General features: G+C 57.7%; 15 protein-coding genes. 2 read left to right on the top strand and 13 right to left on the bottom strand.

Features of this window, described 5'->3' with window-relative positions; all coding sequences use genetic code 11:
• Positions 1-63: 63 nt before the first annotated feature.
• The gene (locus XX99_RS06775) at positions 64-2,436 is read right to left on the bottom strand and encodes an HAD-IC family P-type ATPase (protein ID WP_082125317.1); all 2,373 of its coding nucleotides are present in this window, start codon (positions 2,434-2,436) and stop codon (positions 64-66) included.
• Positions 2,437-2,482: 46 nt separating this feature from the next.
• Positions 2,483-4,738 carry a copper-transporting P-type ATPase gene (locus XX99_RS06780; protein WP_050058631.1) on the bottom strand — a complete coding sequence of 752 codons (2,256 nt, stop codon included), beginning with the start codon at positions 4,736-4,738 and terminating at the stop codon, positions 2,483-2,485.
• A gap of 1,297 nt (positions 4,739-6,035) precedes the next feature.
• Here XX99_RS06780 and XX99_RS06785 point away from each other — a divergent pair.
• Positions 6,036-6,581: a general stress protein gene (locus XX99_RS06785; RefSeq protein WP_050058632.1), complete on the top strand. Its 546-nt coding sequence runs from the start codon at positions 6,036-6,038 to the stop codon at positions 6,579-6,581.
• 182 nt (positions 6,582-6,763) lie between these two features.
• Positions 6,764-6,964 (top strand): hypothetical protein, encoded by a 201-nt coding sequence (locus tag XX99_RS06790; RefSeq protein WP_050058633.1) that lies wholly within the window; start codon positions 6,764-6,766, stop codon positions 6,962-6,964.
• A gap of 79 nt (positions 6,965-7,043) precedes the next feature.
• On the opposite strand, the gene XX99_RS06795 is transcribed toward XX99_RS06790, so the two are convergent.
• The 11 genes from XX99_RS06795 to XX99_RS06845 form a co-directional block, all read right to left on the bottom strand.
• Entirely contained in the window at positions 7,044-8,036 is a 993-nt protein-coding gene (locus XX99_RS06795) for a zinc-dependent alcohol dehydrogenase family protein (protein ID WP_050058634.1), read from the bottom strand.
• A gap of 167 nt (positions 8,037-8,203) precedes the next feature.
• Entirely contained in the window at positions 8,204-8,872 is a 669-nt protein-coding gene (locus XX99_RS06800) for a response regulator (RefSeq protein ID WP_050058635.1), read from the bottom strand.
• Between the two features lie 69 nt (positions 8,873-8,941).
• Positions 8,942-9,691, bottom strand: coding sequence for a Crp/Fnr family transcriptional regulator (locus XX99_RS06805; RefSeq protein ID WP_050058636.1), 750 nt, complete (start codon positions 9,689-9,691; stop codon positions 8,942-8,944).
• A 322-nt stretch (positions 9,692-10,013) separates the two neighbouring features.
• Positions 10,014-11,096 carry a transaldolase gene (gene tal / locus XX99_RS06810; RefSeq protein ID WP_050058637.1) on the bottom strand — a complete coding sequence of 361 codons (1,083 nt, stop codon included), beginning with the start codon at positions 11,094-11,096 and terminating at the stop codon, positions 10,014-10,016.
• Positions 11,093-12,487 (bottom strand): glucose-6-phosphate dehydrogenase, encoded by a 1,395-nt coding sequence (gene zwf / locus XX99_RS06815; protein WP_050058638.1) that lies wholly within the window; start codon positions 12,485-12,487, stop codon positions 11,093-11,095. The genes tal and zwf overlap by 4 nt, the downstream gene beginning before the upstream one ends.
• Entirely contained in the window at positions 12,487-13,518 is a 1,032-nt protein-coding gene (gnd, locus tag XX99_RS06820) for a phosphogluconate dehydrogenase (NAD(+)-dependent, decarboxylating) (RefSeq protein ID WP_050058639.1), read from the bottom strand. Before gnd ends, zwf begins: the two co-directional genes overlap by 1 nt.
• A 153-nt stretch (positions 13,519-13,671) precedes the next feature.
• Positions 13,672-13,908 carry an SHOCT domain-containing protein gene (locus XX99_RS06825; RefSeq protein ID WP_050058640.1) on the bottom strand — a complete coding sequence of 79 codons (237 nt, stop codon included), beginning with the start codon at positions 13,906-13,908 and terminating at the stop codon, positions 13,672-13,674.
• Between the two features lie 754 nt (positions 13,909-14,662).
• Positions 14,663-15,442 carry a triose-phosphate isomerase gene (gene tpiA, locus XX99_RS06830; RefSeq protein ID WP_050058641.1) on the bottom strand — a complete coding sequence of 260 codons (780 nt, stop codon included), beginning with the start codon at positions 15,440-15,442 and terminating at the stop codon, positions 14,663-14,665.
• A complete protein-coding gene (locus XX99_RS06835) occupies positions 15,439-16,518 on the bottom strand; it encodes a class I fructose-bisphosphate aldolase (RefSeq protein ID WP_050058642.1) in 1,080 nt (359 codons plus the stop codon). The genes tpiA and XX99_RS06835 overlap by 4 nt, the downstream gene beginning before the upstream one ends.
• On the bottom strand, positions 16,515-18,959 hold the full coding sequence (locus XX99_RS06840) for a phosphoketolase family protein (RefSeq protein ID WP_050058643.1): 2,445 nt from the start codon (positions 18,957-18,959) through the stop codon (positions 16,515-16,517). Before XX99_RS06840 ends, XX99_RS06835 begins: the two co-directional genes overlap by 4 nt.
• Before the next feature lie 53 nt (positions 18,960-19,012).
• Positions 19,013-19,651, bottom strand: coding sequence for an HAD family hydrolase (locus XX99_RS06845; protein ID WP_050058644.1), 639 nt, complete (start codon positions 19,649-19,651; stop codon positions 19,013-19,015).
• Positions 19,652-19,743 lie beyond the last annotated feature (92 nt).

The following is a 19,743-nucleotide window of genomic DNA, read 5'->3' on the forward strand; positions in this document are numbered from 1 at the left end:
TGATATCGACATGAAAGCCTGAAGACGAATTCATCCGATCTGCTCCGGGGCTGCTCCTTTCTCCTAGGCGATTTTGAGACGGGCAAAGATGGGGATCTTCAACCCATCGAGGATGAGTCCGAAGACGACGGCCGCAGCAAATTCACAGGCAAGCACCGATATGGGCAGCGGAGCCATGGCGATCCCACGAAGCGCCAGGGTCGAGATAATCAGGATGTCAGCCGCAGAAGAGGATACGAGCCATATAGTTGGTCGCAGCCCCCAAAGGTGGCGGCGTTCTCGTATGGCATAGATGGTGGCCTGGCAGCCGTAGACGATCGCGACAACCGAAAGGGTTTGCAATGCCGCGATTCCAAGGCGCAGTTCAAATTTGCCAACAGCCAAGACAGCGACGCAAAATGCCAGAAAGCAGCCTCCCACAATGGCCGATGCACTCGTGATCCTGCCAATTTGCCAGGAATTCGGCATCGTCGATGGTCGCACTCTGTCCGTAGTCAAGGACATTGCCAGGAAGTCACCGGTGATCATGACGATGACCATCAGCATCGGAGTCAAAACCGCGTGTCCGGTCATGACGAGGCCTATTGCGAGCAACAGTACCTGCACGATCTTCTTGAGAACGGAGTTCAGCGTGTAGGTGAGAATGCGCTGAAAGGTGATCCGGCCCTCCTTGACCGCAGCGACAATGCCGCCCAGTCCGGCCTCTGTAAGTACAACACCCGCAGCCGACTTGGCGACATCGGTTGCTGTCGATACAGCGATGCCGATCTGTGCCTGACGCAGCGCTGGCGCGTCGTTGGCGCCGTCACCGCACATGCCAACCGTGTGTCCATCCTTCTGGAATGCCTTGACGAGGTCATATTTTCCTTCCGGAAGGATGCTCGCGAATACGGCAAAGTCTTGTGGCTTGACGTCTTTGGGAATCGGTCCCGGCGGGCAGACAGCGCCCTCCAGTCCCACGGCATGGGCGACGATCGCCGCCGTCGCCGGAGCATCGCCCGTCACCATGACGGTGCGCACGCCCAGGGTCTTAAGTTCCGAGATGAGTGACGTCGATTCGGCACGGGGTGGATCGCTGAGTGCGATAAAGCCCACAATCTGCATCGAGGTTGGGGCTCCCGCAGCAACCGCCAATACTCGGAAGCCTTGTTTTTCGAGTTCGTCCGCGATGCCCGACGCAGCGGGGGACGGAGCCGCGAGGCCGGTGACGGCCGAAAAGGCTCCCTTGACGATGCGTTGTTCGCCGCCTTTCGCATCGGTCGCCGTCGCTTCCGACGTTTTCTTCGCAGGGTCGAATGGCACAAACTTGGTTAGTTTCGGCAGGTCCGCTACCGGCTTCTTCGAGGAGGCAGAGCGAATCGCCACGTCGACAGAGTCCTGTCCGCCATCGGAGCTGGCCAGAGCCGCCAGCCCGAGGACGTGGGCCTCGTCGAAACCGGGCATGGGCCGAATGCTTGTGACCGAAAGCTCGTTGCGGGTCAGCGTTCCCGTCTTGTCCGAACACAAAACATCGATGGTCGCTGCTTCATCGACCGCAGAGAGCCGCGTCGGCAGAACGCCCAGCTTGGCCAGGGCGCGTGCGCCGAGCGCTGTCGCCAGAGTAAAGGTTGCGGGCAACGCCACAGGGATCGCCGCAAGAACCGATGTGAGCAACAGGGAGACGATTTCACTCCACGGCAGCGAATGAAAGTAGGCATACGCTCCTATCAGGAGGATCACGACGCCATTGAAGATAGCAAGATTGCGCACGATCTTTAGCACGGCTTTTTGCTGTGAGCTGACAACGTGCGCGGTGCGAACAAGCTCCGCGGTACGACCGAATTTGGTATGAACGCCCGTCGCGGTCACCTCTGCTGTGGCTTCTCCGCGTCGAACGAGTGCCCCCGCATAGGTGTCCACACCGGCACCCGCTTCTTTGGGCAGGGATTCGCCGGTGAGCATCGATTGATCGAGCAGGACAGATCCGTCGATCAGATGCACATCGGCTGCAACTACGCCGCCGAGCGACAACTTCACCAAGTCCCCACGCACCAACTCCGCCGCCGGCACCGTCTTCCAGGCGCCATCGCGGCGGACGGAAGCGTTCAGGGCAAGACGCGATTTCAGGGCAGTGAGCGTCGCCTGGGCGCGGCTTTCCTGGAAATACGCCAGAGCTGCGTTGAAAACCAGCAGACCGGCAATGACCGCGGCCTCAAGATCCTTATGAAGCATGAGCTGAAGCGCGATGGCCGCTTCGAGCAACCAAGGGACAGGCGCCCAGAACTTGGACAATGCGTTGCGAAGCGGATGAGCGGATGTGTCAGGCATGGCATTGGGTCCGTCTTTTTGAAGACGGCTCTTTGCCTCGTCGCTCGTGAGTCCGTTTGAAGAAGTGCCAGGGCCCGGCTTCGCGGGTGCACTTGGCGCTGTTGCTAAAGCAGCTTTGTCTGCGCTCATTAGTTGATTTCTGCCTTTCTGCGTTATACAACCCCCTCTTTGAAAACTAGAGCTTCGCCGTTCGGAGTCTCAGCGCGTTTGCGATCACGCAAACCGAGCTGAAGCTCATGGCTGCCGCTGCAATCATGGGGTTAAGGAGCAAGCCAAATACCGGATACAAGACACCAGCGGCGACAGGCACGCCGAGTGCGTTGTAGATAAACGCGAAGAACAGGTTCTCGCGGATGTTGCCCATAGTGCGTTTGCTCAACTGTCGTGCCTTCACGATCTCGCGCAGGTCGCCTTTGACCAGTGTGATTCCTCCGGTCTCCATCGCCACATCGGTTCCGGTTCCCATGGCTATGCCGACCTGCGCCTGTGCCAGTGCGGGTGCATCATTCACGCCGTCTCCGGCCATAGCCACTACGGCTCCTTGCGACTGAAGCTTCTTCACCACCTCCGCTTTCTTCTCCGGCAGCACGTCGGCTTCAAACGCAATGCCCAGCTTTCGAGCTACGGCGGCCGCGGTCGTATGGTTGTCGCCGGTGACCATCACGACCTTGATACCTGCCTGCTTCAATTGCTCGATCGCCTGAAGCGACGAGGCTTTGATCGGATCGGCGACGGCAATGAGACCGGCAAAACGCCCATCGGATGCTACGAACATGACGGTCTGGCCTTCCTTTCGGAGGCTCTCCGCCCGCTCCTGCAGGGCCTCAGCGGACGCGCCAAGGTCCTTCATCAAAGCCGTGTTCCCAATACCAATCCGCTTGCCCTGCAGGGTTCCGGTCACGCCTTTTCCTGTAATCGACTGAAACTCTGCGACTGTGACTAGCTCGATGTGCTTCTCCCTGGCTCCGGCGAGGATGGCCGCGGCCAGTGGATGCTCGCTCGCTTTTTCGAGGCTGGCTACCGACTGGAGAAGTTGCGTTTCGTCGAAACCCTCCGCCGGGATAACCGCTGTGAGGCGCGGCTTGCCTTCGGTGAGCGTTCCGGTCTTGTCCACCACAAGGGTGTCTACCCTCTCAAAGATCTCCAGGGCCTCGGCGTTTCGGATGAGGATGCCTTCGCCGGCTCCGCGGCCTGTACCCACCATGATGGACATCGGCGTGGCCAGTCCCAGAGCGCACGGGCAGGCGATGATGAGCACCGCTACCGCATTCACCAGTGCGTGCGCATAGTGGGGCTGAGGGCCAAAGACCGCCCAGACGGCAAATGTGATCACAGCCGAGAGCAAAACTGCGGGGACGAAGTACTTCGCTACCCTGTCCGCAAGCCGTTGAATCGGCGCTCGCGTCCTTTGCGCTGCGCTCACCATCTTTACGATCTGCGCCAAAAGGGTATCGGCTCCCACCCGTTCCACCTTCATCACGAAGCTTCCGGTTCCATTGATGGTGCCGCCGACTACCTTTGCGCCGACCGTCTTCTCGACAGGAATTGGTTCGCCGCTGACCATCGACTCGTCCACAGAGCTGCGACCTTCGATCACCGAACCATCTGTGGGGACCTTCTCGCCTGGCCTAACACGCAGGTGGTCCCCCACCTGAATCTCGCTCAAAACGACATCGGCTTCTTTTCCATCCCGGGAGATTCTTCGTGCCGTCTTTGGGGCAAGCCCGAGGAGCGCCTTAATCGCGCTGCTCGTCCGGCTGCGGGCTTTCAACTCCAATACCTGCCCCAGCAGCACCAATGTGGTAATCACGGCCGCCGCTTCAAAGTACAAGGCAAGATTGCCGGACATATCTCTGAAGGTCCTCGGGAAGAGGCCTGGCGCGAAAACGGCTGCAACACTGTAGAGATACGCAGCACCGGCACCCATTGCAATCAGAGTGAACATATTTGGGCTGCGATGAACGACAGAGGCCCAGCCGCGCTCGAAGAATGGCCAGCCAGCCCATAACACCACCGGTGTCGCAAACGCAAACTCAACCCATCCGAGCCATCGCCCCGGCAGGAGATGTTCGAGCGGATGACCGGGCAGCAGGTCCGAGACCATGACGGCGAGCAGGGGAAGCGTGAGCGCGACGGCGATCCAGAAGCGCTTCGTCATATTGGTTAGTTCAGGATTCTCCGTATCGGCCGATACGTTGCGCGGCTCAAGCGCCATGCCGCAAATGGGACAACTGCCCGGCTGATCGCGCACGATTTCCGGGTGCATGGGGCAGGTGTACTCGGTAGGTCCGGCAGTGGAAGCGGGATCGACGGGTTCGAGGGTCATGCCGCACTTCGGACAGTATCCCGGCTTCTCCGCCCGCACCTCCGGGTGCATGGGGCAGGTGAATTTACCCGGTGGAATGGAGCGAGGAACAGCTTTTTCGGACATAAGAATCTCCTCGCCGCGCCACGGAAGTGGTTTGAGCCCTATTCTTGTTGGTCAGATGAGGGAAAACTGTGCTCTTTTAGACATGTTTCTGTCGGCCATTCTCAACCGGCGGATGTTGAGAGACGAGTTTTCGTGTTGTTTCTTCAACTGTCAGCCGCTCTGCATCCTCGCTGTAGGGTAGCTGGTTCTCCCTCTCTTCAATTGTCTCTTCTTCAATCTCCTCCTGAATTTCGTCTTGGTGGCACGCGCTCCATGGCGATAATCTCGTCGAGATATTTGCAACGCTGGAGGGATCCGAGCCAGGAGTTCGCTATGCTCGTTGCCCTCTCTGCTCATCTCCGGGTGTATCGGGTGAGTATTCTTTCTCCGGGTCCAAGTCGTGAGGTTCTGCTTTGGTTGGGTCGCTCTCGAGCGGCTTCGATGGAGAAGAAGGCAAAGGTACCTCAGAGCCCCAGGCTACTCCGGGACTCGCACCAAAGAGTCGCAGCCTTTGGTTCCAGGGATCGTCAGCGAGCTTTACAAGCGCGTCGAGAAGCGCCTTTGGGCGGAAAGGATAGTCGATTGTCTCATCATAGAGGTGGTCTTCCAGCCGTGATTCCACGCGCCTTAAGATAAGGATCCGTGCTTCGGGCCACGTCCTTCTCACGCATATGGCGACCGAGCGAAGAGCTGGTGGACCGAGAGTGTCATTCAGGACCGCAAGTGAAAACCCGGCATCACGGTGAAGCTTCGAAACGCTATCGTGGCTGCTAACTGTGGTTACAGAATAGCTCGAGGCGGTAAGCAACAGAGCTCTGCTGGCGGACAAGTCGAACTCTGGTTCAACCAGAAGCAGCCTTGACTGAAAGGGAGTCCGAGTGGAGGGACCTGGAAAAGCACTGGGGTGCAGCGTCTTCGATCGTATGGGAGAAGGGGCGGGCGCATTGGACATAGTGATTTCCTAACCGAACCACAGTAGTGGTTGCCTCATATTTTCGCGGGGTCGGAAGGGAGAAAACTGTGCTGTTTGGGACATTGGGGCGACTGGCACTCCACACCAAGCGTCATCGCTTCTCACACACGAACGCCCAACCTGCCAGTCCAGTGTGACTAGGAAATGATCCGCTGTATCCAATTGCACAGAACGTCATCGTTCAGAGTGAAAGACTCAGCCCACGAGCGCCAAGAAGACTCGCGTGGGAGCAAAAGGGAAGCAGTGCGCCAACCTAGCAACGAAAAGCTCAATCGCCGCACACACTTTCAGAGATGCAGCGGCGCGACAACATTTCAATTCAACCCGAGAACCTGGAGAAAGCAAATGTCCAATGTCAATTCCGTTGTAGCGATCTACGATACGCACGAGCAGGCAGAGCAGGCGGTTAAGGAGCTTCAAGAGGCTGGCGTTGACATGAAGAGCCTGTCGATTGCAGCGAAAGACATGCACACGGATGAACAGGTCGTAGGCTACTACAACATCGGCGATCGCATGAAGCACTGGGGTAAGGTGGGAGCCTTCTGGGGCGGATTCTGGGGCCTGTTATTCGGATCGGCGCTCTTCGCTATCCCGGGCATTGGGCCGATTCTCGTTGCCGGTCCGCTGGTGGCCTGGATCGTAGCAGGTCTTGAGGGAGCGGTCGTTGTCGGAGGCGTCAGCGCACTCGGTGCAGGGCTGGTGAGCATCGGTATCCCGAAGGATAGCGTCATCAAATACGAAACCGCCCTAAAGACCGACAAGTTTCTATTGATCGTTCATGGAACACGCGACGCGGTGGAGAAGGCGAAAGACATTATCGGAGGAACAAGCCACAGCTCTTACACCGTTCACGGCGAGATCGTTCATGGCGAGCCGGTTCTGAGCAGATAGTCATTGCTCTCCGCGTGCGGGACAAATAAACACCGTGACCGTGCTGGAGCCAGAGCGACTCCTTTGGATATCCAGCCGGTCACGTCCGCGCCAGGCGGCATTCGTTGTTTTCTTCGCCGGTGGAAGGATCGACCGCAGACAGAACTCCTCCATAACAGCATCTAACTTGCCAGGAGAACAAGATGTCTCAGAGCACGCATGATCGAGCTGCAGAACTTCATAACTTTGCGGCTCACGCCCACAACGCCGCCGCCACCGCTCATGGCAAGGGAGACCATCTCACCGCTCACGAACTCTCCAAACAGGCCCTTGAGCACTCCAGGAATGCACATAAGCACAGCGAAGAGCTAGTGGTCGAGAGCACGCACTCCGAAAAGAAATAAGGCGCAGAACAGCTAACTGTTCTGTGCTGGGACTCCTCAATAGGGACTTAGTTCGACAGAGATGAGTGTTCTCTTTTTTTCAGGGGACGATCACCGATGACCCATGCTCGGTCTCTTCTTTGACCGCCAGCAGAGCTTTGTTCGCATCTTCAAGAGAGAAGACTGTGACTTGCGGACGAATATTCAGTTCGTGCGCAATCTTGAGGAAGTCACGCGCATCCTGCCGTGTCATATTGGCCACACTGCGTATCTGCCGCTCGCCCCAAAGCAGTTTGTCATAGTCGAAGGCGGGCATGTGGTCGAGATGAATGGCATTGATGGCAACTACTCCACCTTTACGCAAGCTGGAGAGGGCGCTCACTACCACCTTTCCGCTGGGAGCAAACGTGATGGCGCGGTCGAGCGGCACGGGCGGCATCTCATCTTCTTTGCCCACCCAGGTCGCCCCGAGCGAAGATGCCAGACTTCGATGGGATTCGCCTCGGGTCGCAACATAGATTTCGCAGTTCCAGGATTGCAGAATGGTAATCGCCAGGCTTGCGGAGCTCCCAAAACCAAAAAGCCCAACCCGCTCACCATGCTGAACGCCCGCGACACGTAAGCTGCGAAAGCCGATGATGCCGGCACACAGGAGGGGGGCAACATGAACGTCGTCTAAACCAGGGGGCAACGGAAATGTGAAGTCCGCGCGCGCAAGAGCGTACTCAGCATAGCCTCCGTTCACCGTATATCCGGTAAAGGTAGGCTTATCGCACAGATTCTCCATTGCGTGATGGCAGTACCAGCAATCGCCATCGACGCCGCCCATCCAGGAAACACCGACCCTAGATCCCAGTGGCAACTCCGCTGTCGCGCCTTCGACTATCTCTCCCACGATCTGGTGACCAGGGATGAGTCGCGACTGGATCGGCGGTAGATCTCCTTCAACGATGTGCAGGTCAGTGCGACAAACTCCGCAAGCAACGACCCGAAGCAAAACCTGCCCGGATTCCGGACGCGGACGCGGAACATCCTGGATTTGAAGGAACTGTCCCCGGGCTGAGTTGGCCGAGGCAAATACGGCGGTTTTCATGTGTTTCCATCCTTCCGAACTTCAATCCAGCCAGCGGGCGTAGCGGGCTGCACGGGGGTTCGAGCTTGCTCGAGATTCCTCGGTGACAAGTTTAAGGTCATTCGGGCTGCACAACGGATCCGCAAGAGCATCGCTAGTCCGGTTATGCAAGGGATTGCTCCTTGCTCCTACTTGCACGCCGTGAAATTGGGCACACCAGGAGGCGCCAGGACTCTCGCGGCGGGTTTCCGCTGAAGAGCCTGTTGAGATGGCGTGTCTGCAGACTGGACGATTGCGTAGTGAATCAAACTGCAACAATGGGCGCAACCTGTTTCACAGATCGGATGGGCAGCATCGTCGAGAACCTGAGGAAATGTTCTCAGGCACTCCGGGCAAGTAACCATCACATACTCCGCCCCGGTTGGATCGTGCCCATTTTTCGGAATCCAGATGGGCGCCGGCGTATTTGGATGCTGGATCGACGAGCGCTCCATCTGAGCCATGGCTTGTACCGTCTCCAACAGGGTGCCCGGATTGCTACCCTTTTCGTAAAAGACATCGGCCGCAACTCCGAGTGGCACACTGTCGCCTGAGAACGCTCCGCTCATCGCGATCACCTGGATTGCGGGGAAGCGACGGCGGACCACGGAGAGGAATTCAAAGCCAGACATACCCGGCATGTTGAGGTCGGAGATAAGGACATCGGGAAGCTCATTCCGCATCTCAACGAGCGCGGAGAACCCATCTTCTGCTGACCGGACGCTATGTCCAAATGTCGTAAAGATCAGAGACAATGAGGCTCGAAGCGACGCCTCGTCATCCACAATAAGGAGCTTTACTTTTGCACTGGGCATCATATGCCTTTCCCCAAGCATCAAATGAACGCCGGAAGCATAAGTATCCCATCCCACTAACGTCGATTCTGTTCACTTTTGCTCGCGTAAGGCGCGCATGGCTATCTTCGATCGAGCCTGTGGCAAGTCCACGATCGGCGGCTTTTCCGCATTCTGCTCCGGTAGTTGATCATGCAGGATGATATTGAGCAGCGATTTGTGCACCCGGATGCGGCCGTTGTAGTCCACCAAGCCCATTTTGCGGAAGCGGTTCATGAAGAAGCTGACGCGGGACCTGGTTGTGCCGATCATATCAGCGAGGGTTCCCTGGGTGATCTTCGGAATCAGCATTTCCGGTTCACCCGGTTCGCCGAATTCCGCCATCAACAGGAGGATCCTCGCCAAACGTTTTTCGCTGGAATTGAAAAGCTGATCCACCAGATCGGCCTGGGTCCGCATACTGCGGGCGAGCAGGAACTTCACAAACAGATCGGAGAAGGCATGCTCCTCGTGCATCACGCGGATCATCTCTGTCCGCTCAATCTTGAGCGCCGTACAGGTAGTAATCGCAGTGGCGGTCGCCAGACGAAGCCCAACCGCTCCGGCAATCGACTCCTCGCCGATGAAGTCGCGGGCAGAGAGAAGCGTGACGGTCGCCTCTTTACCTTTTTCCGAAAGGACTGTTAGTTTTGCGCGTCCCTTCTGAAGATAGAAAACAGAGTCGGCAGGATTGCCCTGCGAAAAGAAGACGTGCTTCGCCTTGACTCGAACGATTCTGCGTCCGAGTCCTGCCTTCGCTAGAAAGGTGGTGGCGTCAAATTTGGCGTGTTCTGGTTCCATCATCTGAATGGCCTCGTCGGTACGAGATATCCGTCTGGGGAATGGTCGATTCCTTGATAGGCGGGTGTCTCCAAATCGGAGCAAGAAACATCATGGCGAAGACCTCAGAGTCTGGGACTGCCGTCCTCTTTTACCATGAGGGAGAACCGCTCCGCGCTGGGGCACATTTGTGCTCGCGCTTGATGCAGCATCGGCTTCAACAGGAACAGACGTCTGTTCCATTTTGCTCAATGCCAGCGAATAGCCAGGAAGCCCGCCTAACCTCATTTTGCAAGGCCGAAGGAGACGTACGGTAGAGTGTCGTCCTTCATCCCCCTTTTCGGATTCAAGCAGCCTTGAGCGCTTCGCTCTTGGACGCGATGCAGTCGATCAGGTCTTTCCACGACTTGACGAAGGATTCGGCTCCTTCGTCCTGGAGTTGCTCGCCCAACGCGTCAACATCGATGCCAGCCTTTTCAAACTTGGCCAGCACTTCGTCACCCTTGCAGGCACGCACGGGTAAGCTCCCGTCGATCTCCCCGTGGTCGGCCAAGGCTTTCAACGTCGCCTCGGGCATGGTATTCACGGTGAATGGCGCAGCAAGCGCCTCGATGTACAGCGTGTCGGAGGCTTTGGGGTCCTTGGTTCCAGTGCTCGCGAAGAGAAGGCGCTGGGCGCGGGCGCCAGTATTGAAGATGCGCTGCCAGCGCGGAGAGTCGAGCAAATGCCGGTACCTTTCGTGGGTCTGCCACGCAACTGCGATGCCGAGTTGGTTGCGCAGCCATTCAGGCTCTTTACCGACGACCGCAACGTCCCAGCGGCTGACGAACAGCGAGGCAACAGAGCCCACGTCGGGATTCAACCCGGCCGTGATGCGGCGCTCGATGCCGCGGAGATATGCCTCGGCTGCCGCAACATACTGCGCACGGGAGAACAGTAGTGTCACGTTGATCGGCACACCCGCGAAGATCGCTTCTTCGATGGCGGGTAAGCCTTCCTTGGTCCCCGGTATTTTGATGAAGAGATTAGGCCGCGCCGCCTTCGCATGCAGAGCTTTGGCCGCGGCGAGAGTGCCGGAAGTGTCATGGGCCAATAAGGGCGAGACCTCGAGAGACACCCATCCGTCCACGCCGTTTGTCCGTTCGTGGATCGGGCGAAAGAGGTCGGCGGCCTGTCTAAGGTCCTCGATCGCCAGCTCGAAGAAGAGCGCCTCGCCCGATTTGCCCTCCTTCACCTTCTGTCGGATGGCAGCGTCGTAGTCACGACTGTTCTTGATGGCGTGATCGAAGATCGTGGGATTCGAGGTGAGCCCTGTGACTGAGAATTCCTGGATGTAGCTGTGGAGGGTTCCGCTGACCAGCAGACCACGGGTGATGTTGTCGAGCCAAAGGCTTTGGCCCAATTCGCAGAGTTTTCTGGTCGCTTTCATGATTTCTCCTCGGGCTTGGGATTGTGCCAACGATCGCCTGCAGCGAGGATAGTGTCAGCCTCTTTCGGTCCCCAGCTGCGTCGCTTGTAGATGCGCGTCCGGGGGTGGTTCTTGAGGACCGGATCAACGACGGCCCAGGCCGCCTCGACCGCGTCCTCACGAGTGAAGAGGGCTCCATCGCCACGCATGGCGTCGCCCAACAAGCGTTCGTACGGAGACTCCTGACCTGGCCGCTGTTCGGACAGGTAGAGTTCTCGTTGGTCCCCGATGAAGTCTTTCCCTGCCACTTTAACGCGAGCGGCGAGTGCGATGGCCGAGTCGGGGGAGATCCGAAAGCGCAGATAGTTGGCCCTGCCAGTGCTCGGTTCGGAGTCTGCGAAAAGATTCTGCGGTGAAGGCTTCAACTCCACCAGCACCTCTGTCGCGTTTTCTGCCAGGTATTTACCCGACCGGAGGTACCACGGCACCCCTTGCCAACGCCATGAGTCGATGAAAAGCCGCAAAGCACAGAAGGTCTCGACGTCAGAGTTCTTCGCCACGTCTTTTTCCTTACGGTAGCCGTCGTATTGGCCGCGGACTATATCGCTGGACTTCAAGGGGCGCATGGCCTGAAAGACCTTGGCCTTCTCGGTCTGTACGGCTCCGAAGTCCCGAGTGGCCGGCGGTTCCATGGCCAGCAGCGCGACGACCTGGAAGAGGTGGTTCTGGATCACGTCGCGCAGACAGCCGGCGGTTTCATAGAACGCTCCGCGGCCTTTCACGCCGAAGGTTTCGGACAGAGTCACCTGGATGCTGGCAACATAGTTGCGATTCCAGATCGGCTCGAGGAAGGAATTGGCGAACCGGAAGTACAGGATATTCATGATCGCCTCCTTCCCAAGGAAGTGGTCGATGCGGAAGATCGAGTCTTCCGGAAAGACCGTGTGCGCGACGCGGTTGAGCTCCCGTGCGGAGGCAAGGTCACGTCCGAACGGTTTTTCGACGATGACACGCGCGTGTTGGGCCAGGCCCGCTTCACCAAGCCCCTTGATGACTGTCTCGAAGAGCGACGGCGGAATGGCGAGGTAGTGCGCCGGACGCCGGGCGTTGCCCAACTCCTTCTTGATCGCGGTGAACGTGGCCGGGTCTTTGTAATCGCCGCTCACATATCGGAATAAGGATAGAAGAGTGTGGAGGGCCTGCTTGTCGTCAATTCCGCCCGATCGCTCGATGCTGTCTGTCACGCGTTTATGCAAACGCTCAAGACTCCATTTTGGGAAGGCGACACCGATGACCGGCACCTTGAGTGCGCCGTGTTTCACCATGGCATAGAGGGCCGGGAAGGTCATCTTGTGAGCGAGATCCCCAGTTACCCCGAAAAGCACCAGCGCGTCAGATTGGGAAGGGGCCATCAGGCAGCTTCCTTTTGTGGGGCAGTCTTTTCCTTATGGCCGCCAAACTGGAAGCGCAGGGCGGACAACAGCTTGTCGGCAAAGTCATCCTCGCCGCGCGAACTGAAGCGTTCATAGAGCGCCGCGCTGAGGACGGGTGCCGGAACGGACTCGTCGATCGCCGCTTTGATCGTCCAGCGTCCTTCCCCTGAGTCCGACACACGGCCGGCAAATTTCGCGAGATCCGGGTTATCGAGCAGCGAAGTTGCGGCCAGATCCAATAGCCACGAAGCGATGACGCTGCCGCGCCGCCAGACCTCGGTGATGTCGGCCAAGTTTAGATCGTACGCATAGTGTTCGGGATCGCGCAGCGGCGTGGTCTCGGCGTCGACCGTGCTCTTCTGCTTGCCTACGTTGGCACGATGCAGGATATTCAAGCCTTCCGCGTAGGAGGCCATCATGCCGTACTCGATGCCGTTGTGAATCATCTTGACGAAGTGGCCTGCGCCACTTGGCCCGCAGTGGAGATAGCCATGTTCTGCGGTGCCACCGACCTTCTCGCGACCGGGTGTGCGCGGAGCTTCTTCGATTCCCGGGGCCAGAGCGCTAAAGATCGGTTCTAGACCTCGAACGACAGCGTCATCGCCGCCGATCATCAGGCAGTAGCCACGTTCCGAACCCCAGACCCCGCCGCTGGTTCCGACATCCACATAGTGGATACCCTTCGGTTTCAAATCGGCGGCGCGGCGGATGTCATCGTGGTAGTAGGAATTGCCGCCATCGATAAGTATGTCTCCGGGCTCGAGGAGTGGGAGAATGGTCTTCAACGTTGTATCGACCGCAGCCGCAGGCACCATCATCCAGACGGCACGAGGCTTTTTCAACTTTTTCGCAAAGTCTTCGAGTGAAGTTGCACCGACCGCGCCCTCTTTCGCGAGCCCCTGCACAGTTTCCTGATTAGTGTCGTAAACGACGCAATGGTGGCCGGCTTTCTGAAGCCGCAGCACCATATTGGTTCCCATCCTGCCCAGTCCGATCATGCCCAGTTCCATGGAGTTCCTTTCGATACCTTCTGCTGTTCGAGCGCCCGCACTTCCCCACGATCAGGCGAACAAGCATCCTGGGAGAGTCCGGAACGTATACCACGAATTTCGTTCGTGACGATGCATTGCTCCGATTCTGCGGAGCATGGGCTTGAATCAGACTTATCTGATCTTCGTATCCCGCAGAAGTTTACCCCTGCGTTCCTCATATTCCTCGGAGGTGATCTCGCCGGCGGCATACCTCCTTTGCAGGATTTGCAGAGGCGTTTGCATGTCCCGGTAGCTCGCCCAGTTGCTTCGCCTCACCGGCATCATGAAGGAGAAGAACAATATCCATAGGATGAGCCAGAAAATCCACCAATATGTATGCATTCCCGCCCAGTAATAGCCGTTCATCATAGACGCCTCCTCGGTTCTGTTAGGCAATATTCTGAATCTCGACCCTTTGTATCTAGCCGTGGGGCGACGGTCGTTGCAAGTGCTGTCGAAGCTGTCATGGTCGCCCTGTGTCTCTACTCGTTGTGCGGGAACATAGTCTGCGTGTGGAAGTCTCTACGAATCGATTACGACTTCAATGACTGGCCCTGGCACGCAGGATGCTGGCATTGGCAGGTCAGTTCCGTCACGCCTTTCGCATCGGCACAGGTGGCGCTACAGTATTTCTTTCCGTCGGCCGGGACGCAGTTACAAGCAGGACGCGCGCATTTCGATGTTGCAGTCATAAGAACTCCTTGCTGTCGAACGTGATCTTTAGAAGAAACATTGTGCGAGAAACCTGCTCATTCGATCGGGCGGGCGCCCGTGCTCCACGTCGGAGCACTTTAGTACTTGCACTTGAGACGAGCATCGCACCGGCGCAACCCGCAATCTGTTCGGTTTTGCTCATCGTTGTCGGCTATCTTCGCGCTGTATCCAAGGGAATATTGGTGAGTCCCGACCGTCTCGCCATAGCCTTCCCGATAGAAGTTCCCTAAAACAAAGGACACGGAGTGGACGCAGAGGATGACATCGGCAAGTTGACGCGTGAAGGCAGCATGTACGACAGGTTTTAGTCCTCGTTGGACTGGCGCCGCTTCTCTACCTATACCGTTTCGGCCCGAACATTCAGGAGCAGAAACGGAAATGATTGCTCCTGAGAGCAAAAATGTGCCATTTATGAATCCTCCTTCGCAGCGCGGATGATGGCCAGAAATTGGTCGGCCTTCATGCTGGCTCCGCCGATCAGGGCGCCGTCCACGCCATTACGGCGAAGAAATGCGGCGGCGTTCTCCGGATCGACGCTGCCACCGTACTGAATCGCGACGGCTTCAGCCGCTTCCTCGCCAAATAGGTTCGCGAATCGGCCGCGGAGTATGGCATGCGCATCCTCAGCCTGCTGTGGGGTGGCATGGTGAGCGGCATTGCCGATCGCCCACACCGGCTCGTACGCGATGCTAATACGGGGCAAGGCATCGGCTGGCACGTCGGCCAATCCCAGGCTGAGTTGCCGGTCGAGCAGCGCTTCCGTCTGGTTGGCCTTACGTTGCTCCAGGGTTTCGCCTACGCACAAGATGACGCCCAGGCCAGAAGCCAGGGCAAATCGAACTTTTTGATTGATGAACATATCCGATTCGCCCAACTTGTGCCGGCGCTCACTGTGTCCTAGGATGACGTACTTGCAGCCCAGGTCGAGCAGCATCATCGGGCTGACTTCGCCGGTGAATGCTCCTTCCTTTTCGGGATACATGTTTTGTGCTCCGAGCGCAATGCGGCTGCCCTTGAGGATCTCCCGGACCAAGGCCAGATAGGGGAAGGGCGGACACAGAATGACAGATACGTCATCCTCATTGCCCAAACCATTGGCGACTCCCTTGGCCAATTGCCTGGCCTCGGCGGAGGTCGTATGCATCTTCCAGTTACCGACAACAACCTTCCGGCGCTTGCCCGGTTTCATCGGGCGCTTCCTGCGGCTTCTAACGTTGAAACGGCGAGTGGCGCATTATCCCGGTTACCTGCTTCAACTGCGGCGTTGTATTCGCCAAGGCGCGCAGCCCGGTCGCACATGGCTCGATGGTAGAGGGCTTGCTGTGCCGCCGCCGCGTTGCGTTGATCGCCATGCCATATCTCTAAAGCCGGCTCCTGGATGGCGCGCCCAAACGAAAACGCCAAGGCCCAAGGGAGCCGCGACTTGAATCTGACATTCATGGCATTCAAACGGGCGGAGGCAAGTTCGCCGGTTTGGCCGCCCGACAAGAATGCAACCCCTGGCATGGCGGCGGGGACGGCTCGCAGCAGACACCTCACGGTAGCGTCGGCTACCTCATCCACTGTCTCCTGCTTTGGGCATGTCGATCCTGGCAGCACCATGTTGGGCTTCAGAATCAATCCTTCCAGCGTCACGCGTTGCGAGTAGAGTTCTTTGAATACGGCTCTCAGAACTTCTTCCGTCACTTCGCTGCACGTTTCGAGGGTGTGAGCACCGTCCATGAGCACTTCCGGCTCGACTACGGGGACCAACCCGGCTTCCTGGCACAACGCCGCATAGCGGGCTAACGCATGTGCGTTTGCCCCGATGCATCCTTGACTCGGAATGCCATCGCCAATGGCAAGCACCGCCCGCCACTTGGCGAAACGCGCGCCCATCTGCGCGTACTCCGCCAGACGCGCGCGCAGTCCATCCAGGCCCTCGGTGATCTTCTCGCCAGGGAAACCAGCCATCTCCTTCGCTCCTGTGTCGACCTTGATACCCGGAATGATTCCCACGTCGACGAGCGCTTTCGCAAACGGAGTGCCATCGTCCTTCCGCTGACGGATGGTTTCGTCATAGAGGATTGCGCCACTGATCGATTCGCCAAGGCCGGGAGTGCTTACGATCAACTCTCGATATTTGCGCCGCGTCTCCGCAGTCTGCGGGATCCCCCACTTCGCAAATCGTTTGTTACAGGTTCCAGTGCTTTCATCGATCGCTATCAGTCCCTTGCCGTCGGCGACGATCCTCTTCGCGGTTGCTTCAAGAGCTTGCGTATTCATCTAACGGCGCTCCATTCCCAGTTTCGGATCTCCGGCATGTCCTGGCCATGAGCGTCGATGTAGTGTTTGTGCTCGATGAGTTTGTCCTGCATCTGCTGTTTCAGGTAGTCGCCTTTGGAGCCGAGATTCGGTACACGATCCACCACGTCCATCACCAGGTGGAAACGGTCCAGGTCGTTTTGTACCCTCATGTCAAAAGGCGTTGTAATCGTGCCCTCTTCCTTATAACCCCGTACGTGCAGGTTGTGGTTAGTGCGGGCATAGGTCAACCGATGGATCAGCCACGGATACCCATGAAATCCGAAGATGATGTGCTTGTTCTTCGTGAAAAGAGAGTCGTAATTCTTCTCGGTCAGCCCGTGGGGGTGTTCGGTGCTGGGCTGCAGCTTCATCAGATCGACGACATTGACCACACGGATCTTCAGTTCAGGCAGATGTTCGCGAAGGATGGAGACGGCGGCGAGAATCTCCAGGGTGGGCGTGTCTCCGCAGCAGGCCATGACCACGTCCGGCTCGCTCTCCTGGTCATTGCTAGCCCATTGCCAGATCCCGACGCCCTCCGTGCAATGCACCACCGCCTCATCCATCGTTAGCCATTGGGGAAGCGCATGTTTTCCTGCCACTACCACGTTGACGTAGTTCCGGCTACGCAGGCAGTGATCGAAGACGGACAGCAGGCAGTTGGCATCGGCCGGGAGGTAACAACGCACGATATCGGCCTTCTTGTTGATGACGTGGTCGAGAAAGCCGGGATCCTGGTGCGTGAATCCGTTGTGGTCCTGCTGCCAGACATGGGAAGCGAGCAGATAGTTCAGCGAAGAGATGTCGCGTCGCCACGGCAGTTCCCGGCATACCTTGAGCCACTTCGCGTGCTGGCTGAACATCGAGTCGACGATGCGAATGAAGGCTTCATAGCTGTTGAACAGTCCGTGCCGTCCAGTCAGGAGATACCCTTCCAACCAACCCTCGCACTGGTTCTCGCTGAGCATGGAATCCAGCACACGGCCAGCCGGCGCGAGGAACTCGTCGTTGCCGTATTCACGCGCATCCCACTGCCGATTGGTGACCTCAAAGACGGCCTGCAAAAGGTTTGAGACGGTCTCATCCGGACCGAAGACGCGGAAGTTATGCTTGTCTTTATTCAGCTTGGCAACATCGCGCAGGAACGAACCCAGCACGAGCGTGTCTTCGATCTGCACTGCACCCGGTGAAGTCACCTTGACCGCGTGGTCATGGAAGTCCGGCATGCGCAGATCGTGAAGAAGAATGCCGCCGTTCGCGTGTGGATTGGCGCCCATCCGGCGGGTGCCCTGTGGGGCCAGTTCAGCCAGTTCTTGGATAAGCCGCCCATTCTCGTCGAACAACTCCTCGGCCTTATAGCTCTTCATCCAGTCCTCGAGGAGCTTGACGTGATTAGGATGCTGGGGATCGACCAGCAACGGCACCTGGTGGGATCGAAATGTCCCCTCGATCTGCAGGCCGTCGACAACCTTCGGCCCCGTCCAGCCCTTGGGCGATTTGAGGACGATCACGGGCCAGCGCGGCCGAGTCGCCTCGTTCTTGCTTCGGGCATCGCGTTGGAATCGATGGATGTCCTCGATGGCCTTGTCGAGGGTGGCGGCCATGAGTTCGTGCATCTTTTCCGGCTCATCTCCTTCCACAAAGTAGGGCGTCCAACCGCAGCCTCTTAGGAATTGATCCAGTTCCTCATGCTCGATGCGTGAGAGGACGGTTGGATTGCTGATCTTGTACCCATTCAGGTGCAGGATCGGCAGCACCGCCCCATCGGTCTTTGGATCGAGAAACTTGTTGGACTGCCACGAGGTCGCCAGGGAAGCCGTTTCTGCCTCGCCGTCTCCAATGATGCAGGCGACGATCAGATCGGGATTATCGAATGCCGCACCAAAGGCATGACTGAGCGAGTAACCCAGCTCGCCGCCTTCGTGAATCGATCCAGGCGTTGTTGGGGCAACATGGCTGGAGATTCCTCCGGGAAAGGAGAACTGCTTGAACAACTCTTTCAGCCCGGCTTCGTCCTGGGTGACGTTCGGGTACACCTCGCTCCAGGTGCCTTCAAGGTAGACGTTACCCACAATCGCTGGACCGCCGTGGCCGGGGCCTGCGATGTAGAACATATTCAGGTCGTACTTCTTGATGGCCCGGTTCAGATGAACGTAGATGAAGTTCTGGCCTGGCGTTGTGCCCCAGTGGGAGACCACCAGCGGCTTGACATGCTCCAGCTTCAGCGGCTCCTTCAGCAGCGGGTTTTCATAAAGGTATATCTGGCCCACCGACACATAATTGGCCGCGCGCCAGTAGGCATTCATTTTTCGAAGCAACTCCGGATCCAGCGTGTGCGTGTCCTTGATGGACTCTTCTTTGCTTAACGCTTCGGGTGTCTCGTGGAGCAGTTCCTCGGTGGTGAGCATGTCGGTCGGCATCGTTTGATCTCCCTTTGTTTCCATGAGCGTGAGAAAGCATGGTTGAACTCGTGTTATGACTGGATTTCTTGCTGCGTGTGCAGTCCGAAAGAAGCCAGCCTGGCGCAGGTGGACTCGTAATCGACATGATGAATGCTTCGAATGCCGAGGCCCTCCGCGATCTGGACGAACATCGGCGTGTTGTCGATAAAGACAGCCTGCGCCGCGGGCGTCTGGGCTAGGTCGAGAGCAAGCCGAAAGATCTCGGCGTCAGGCTTGCGCATGTGAACAAAACAGGAAGAGATGAACGTATCGACAAGCCGGTCAAGCCTGAAGGTGCGAATGCGATACGCATTCACCTCACGCGATTCATTGCTGACCACAACGATTTTGAGGTTGTGCCGCGCCTTGAGCCTGGTGACAAGCTCGATCATCTTTGGATAGGCCTTCGATTGAGCAAACATGAAGTCTCGAAACTGGTTCCGCGTGAACGGCCGCTTTTTATAAAAGACCACCCACCCCACGTACTCTTCGAAGGAAAGCTTTCCCTCTTCATGCGTCTCAAAGACCAGGCGGTGGCGCTCCTCCATCTCCGCCCAATCCAGCTTGAAGTTCCTGGCCGCTCTTCTCCGAGCGAGATGATCCCACCCGTTGGTAAGCAGAACGTCGCCGACATCCACAAACAGTGCCGTAATCGGGATCGCTCGCTTCACTCGTCCTCCGTCAGCAATCCTTCTTGTGCAGGCCGATCCAGTGCCTCCGGTTGACTATCCCAACCGCCTGCGAATAGCTCACGGTCGATTCG

It is taken from the genome of Silvibacterium bohemicum (assembly GCF_001006305.1).
In the GTDB taxonomy this organism is placed as follows: domain Bacteria; phylum Acidobacteriota; class Terriglobia; order Terriglobales; family Acidobacteriaceae; genus Silvibacterium; species Silvibacterium bohemicum.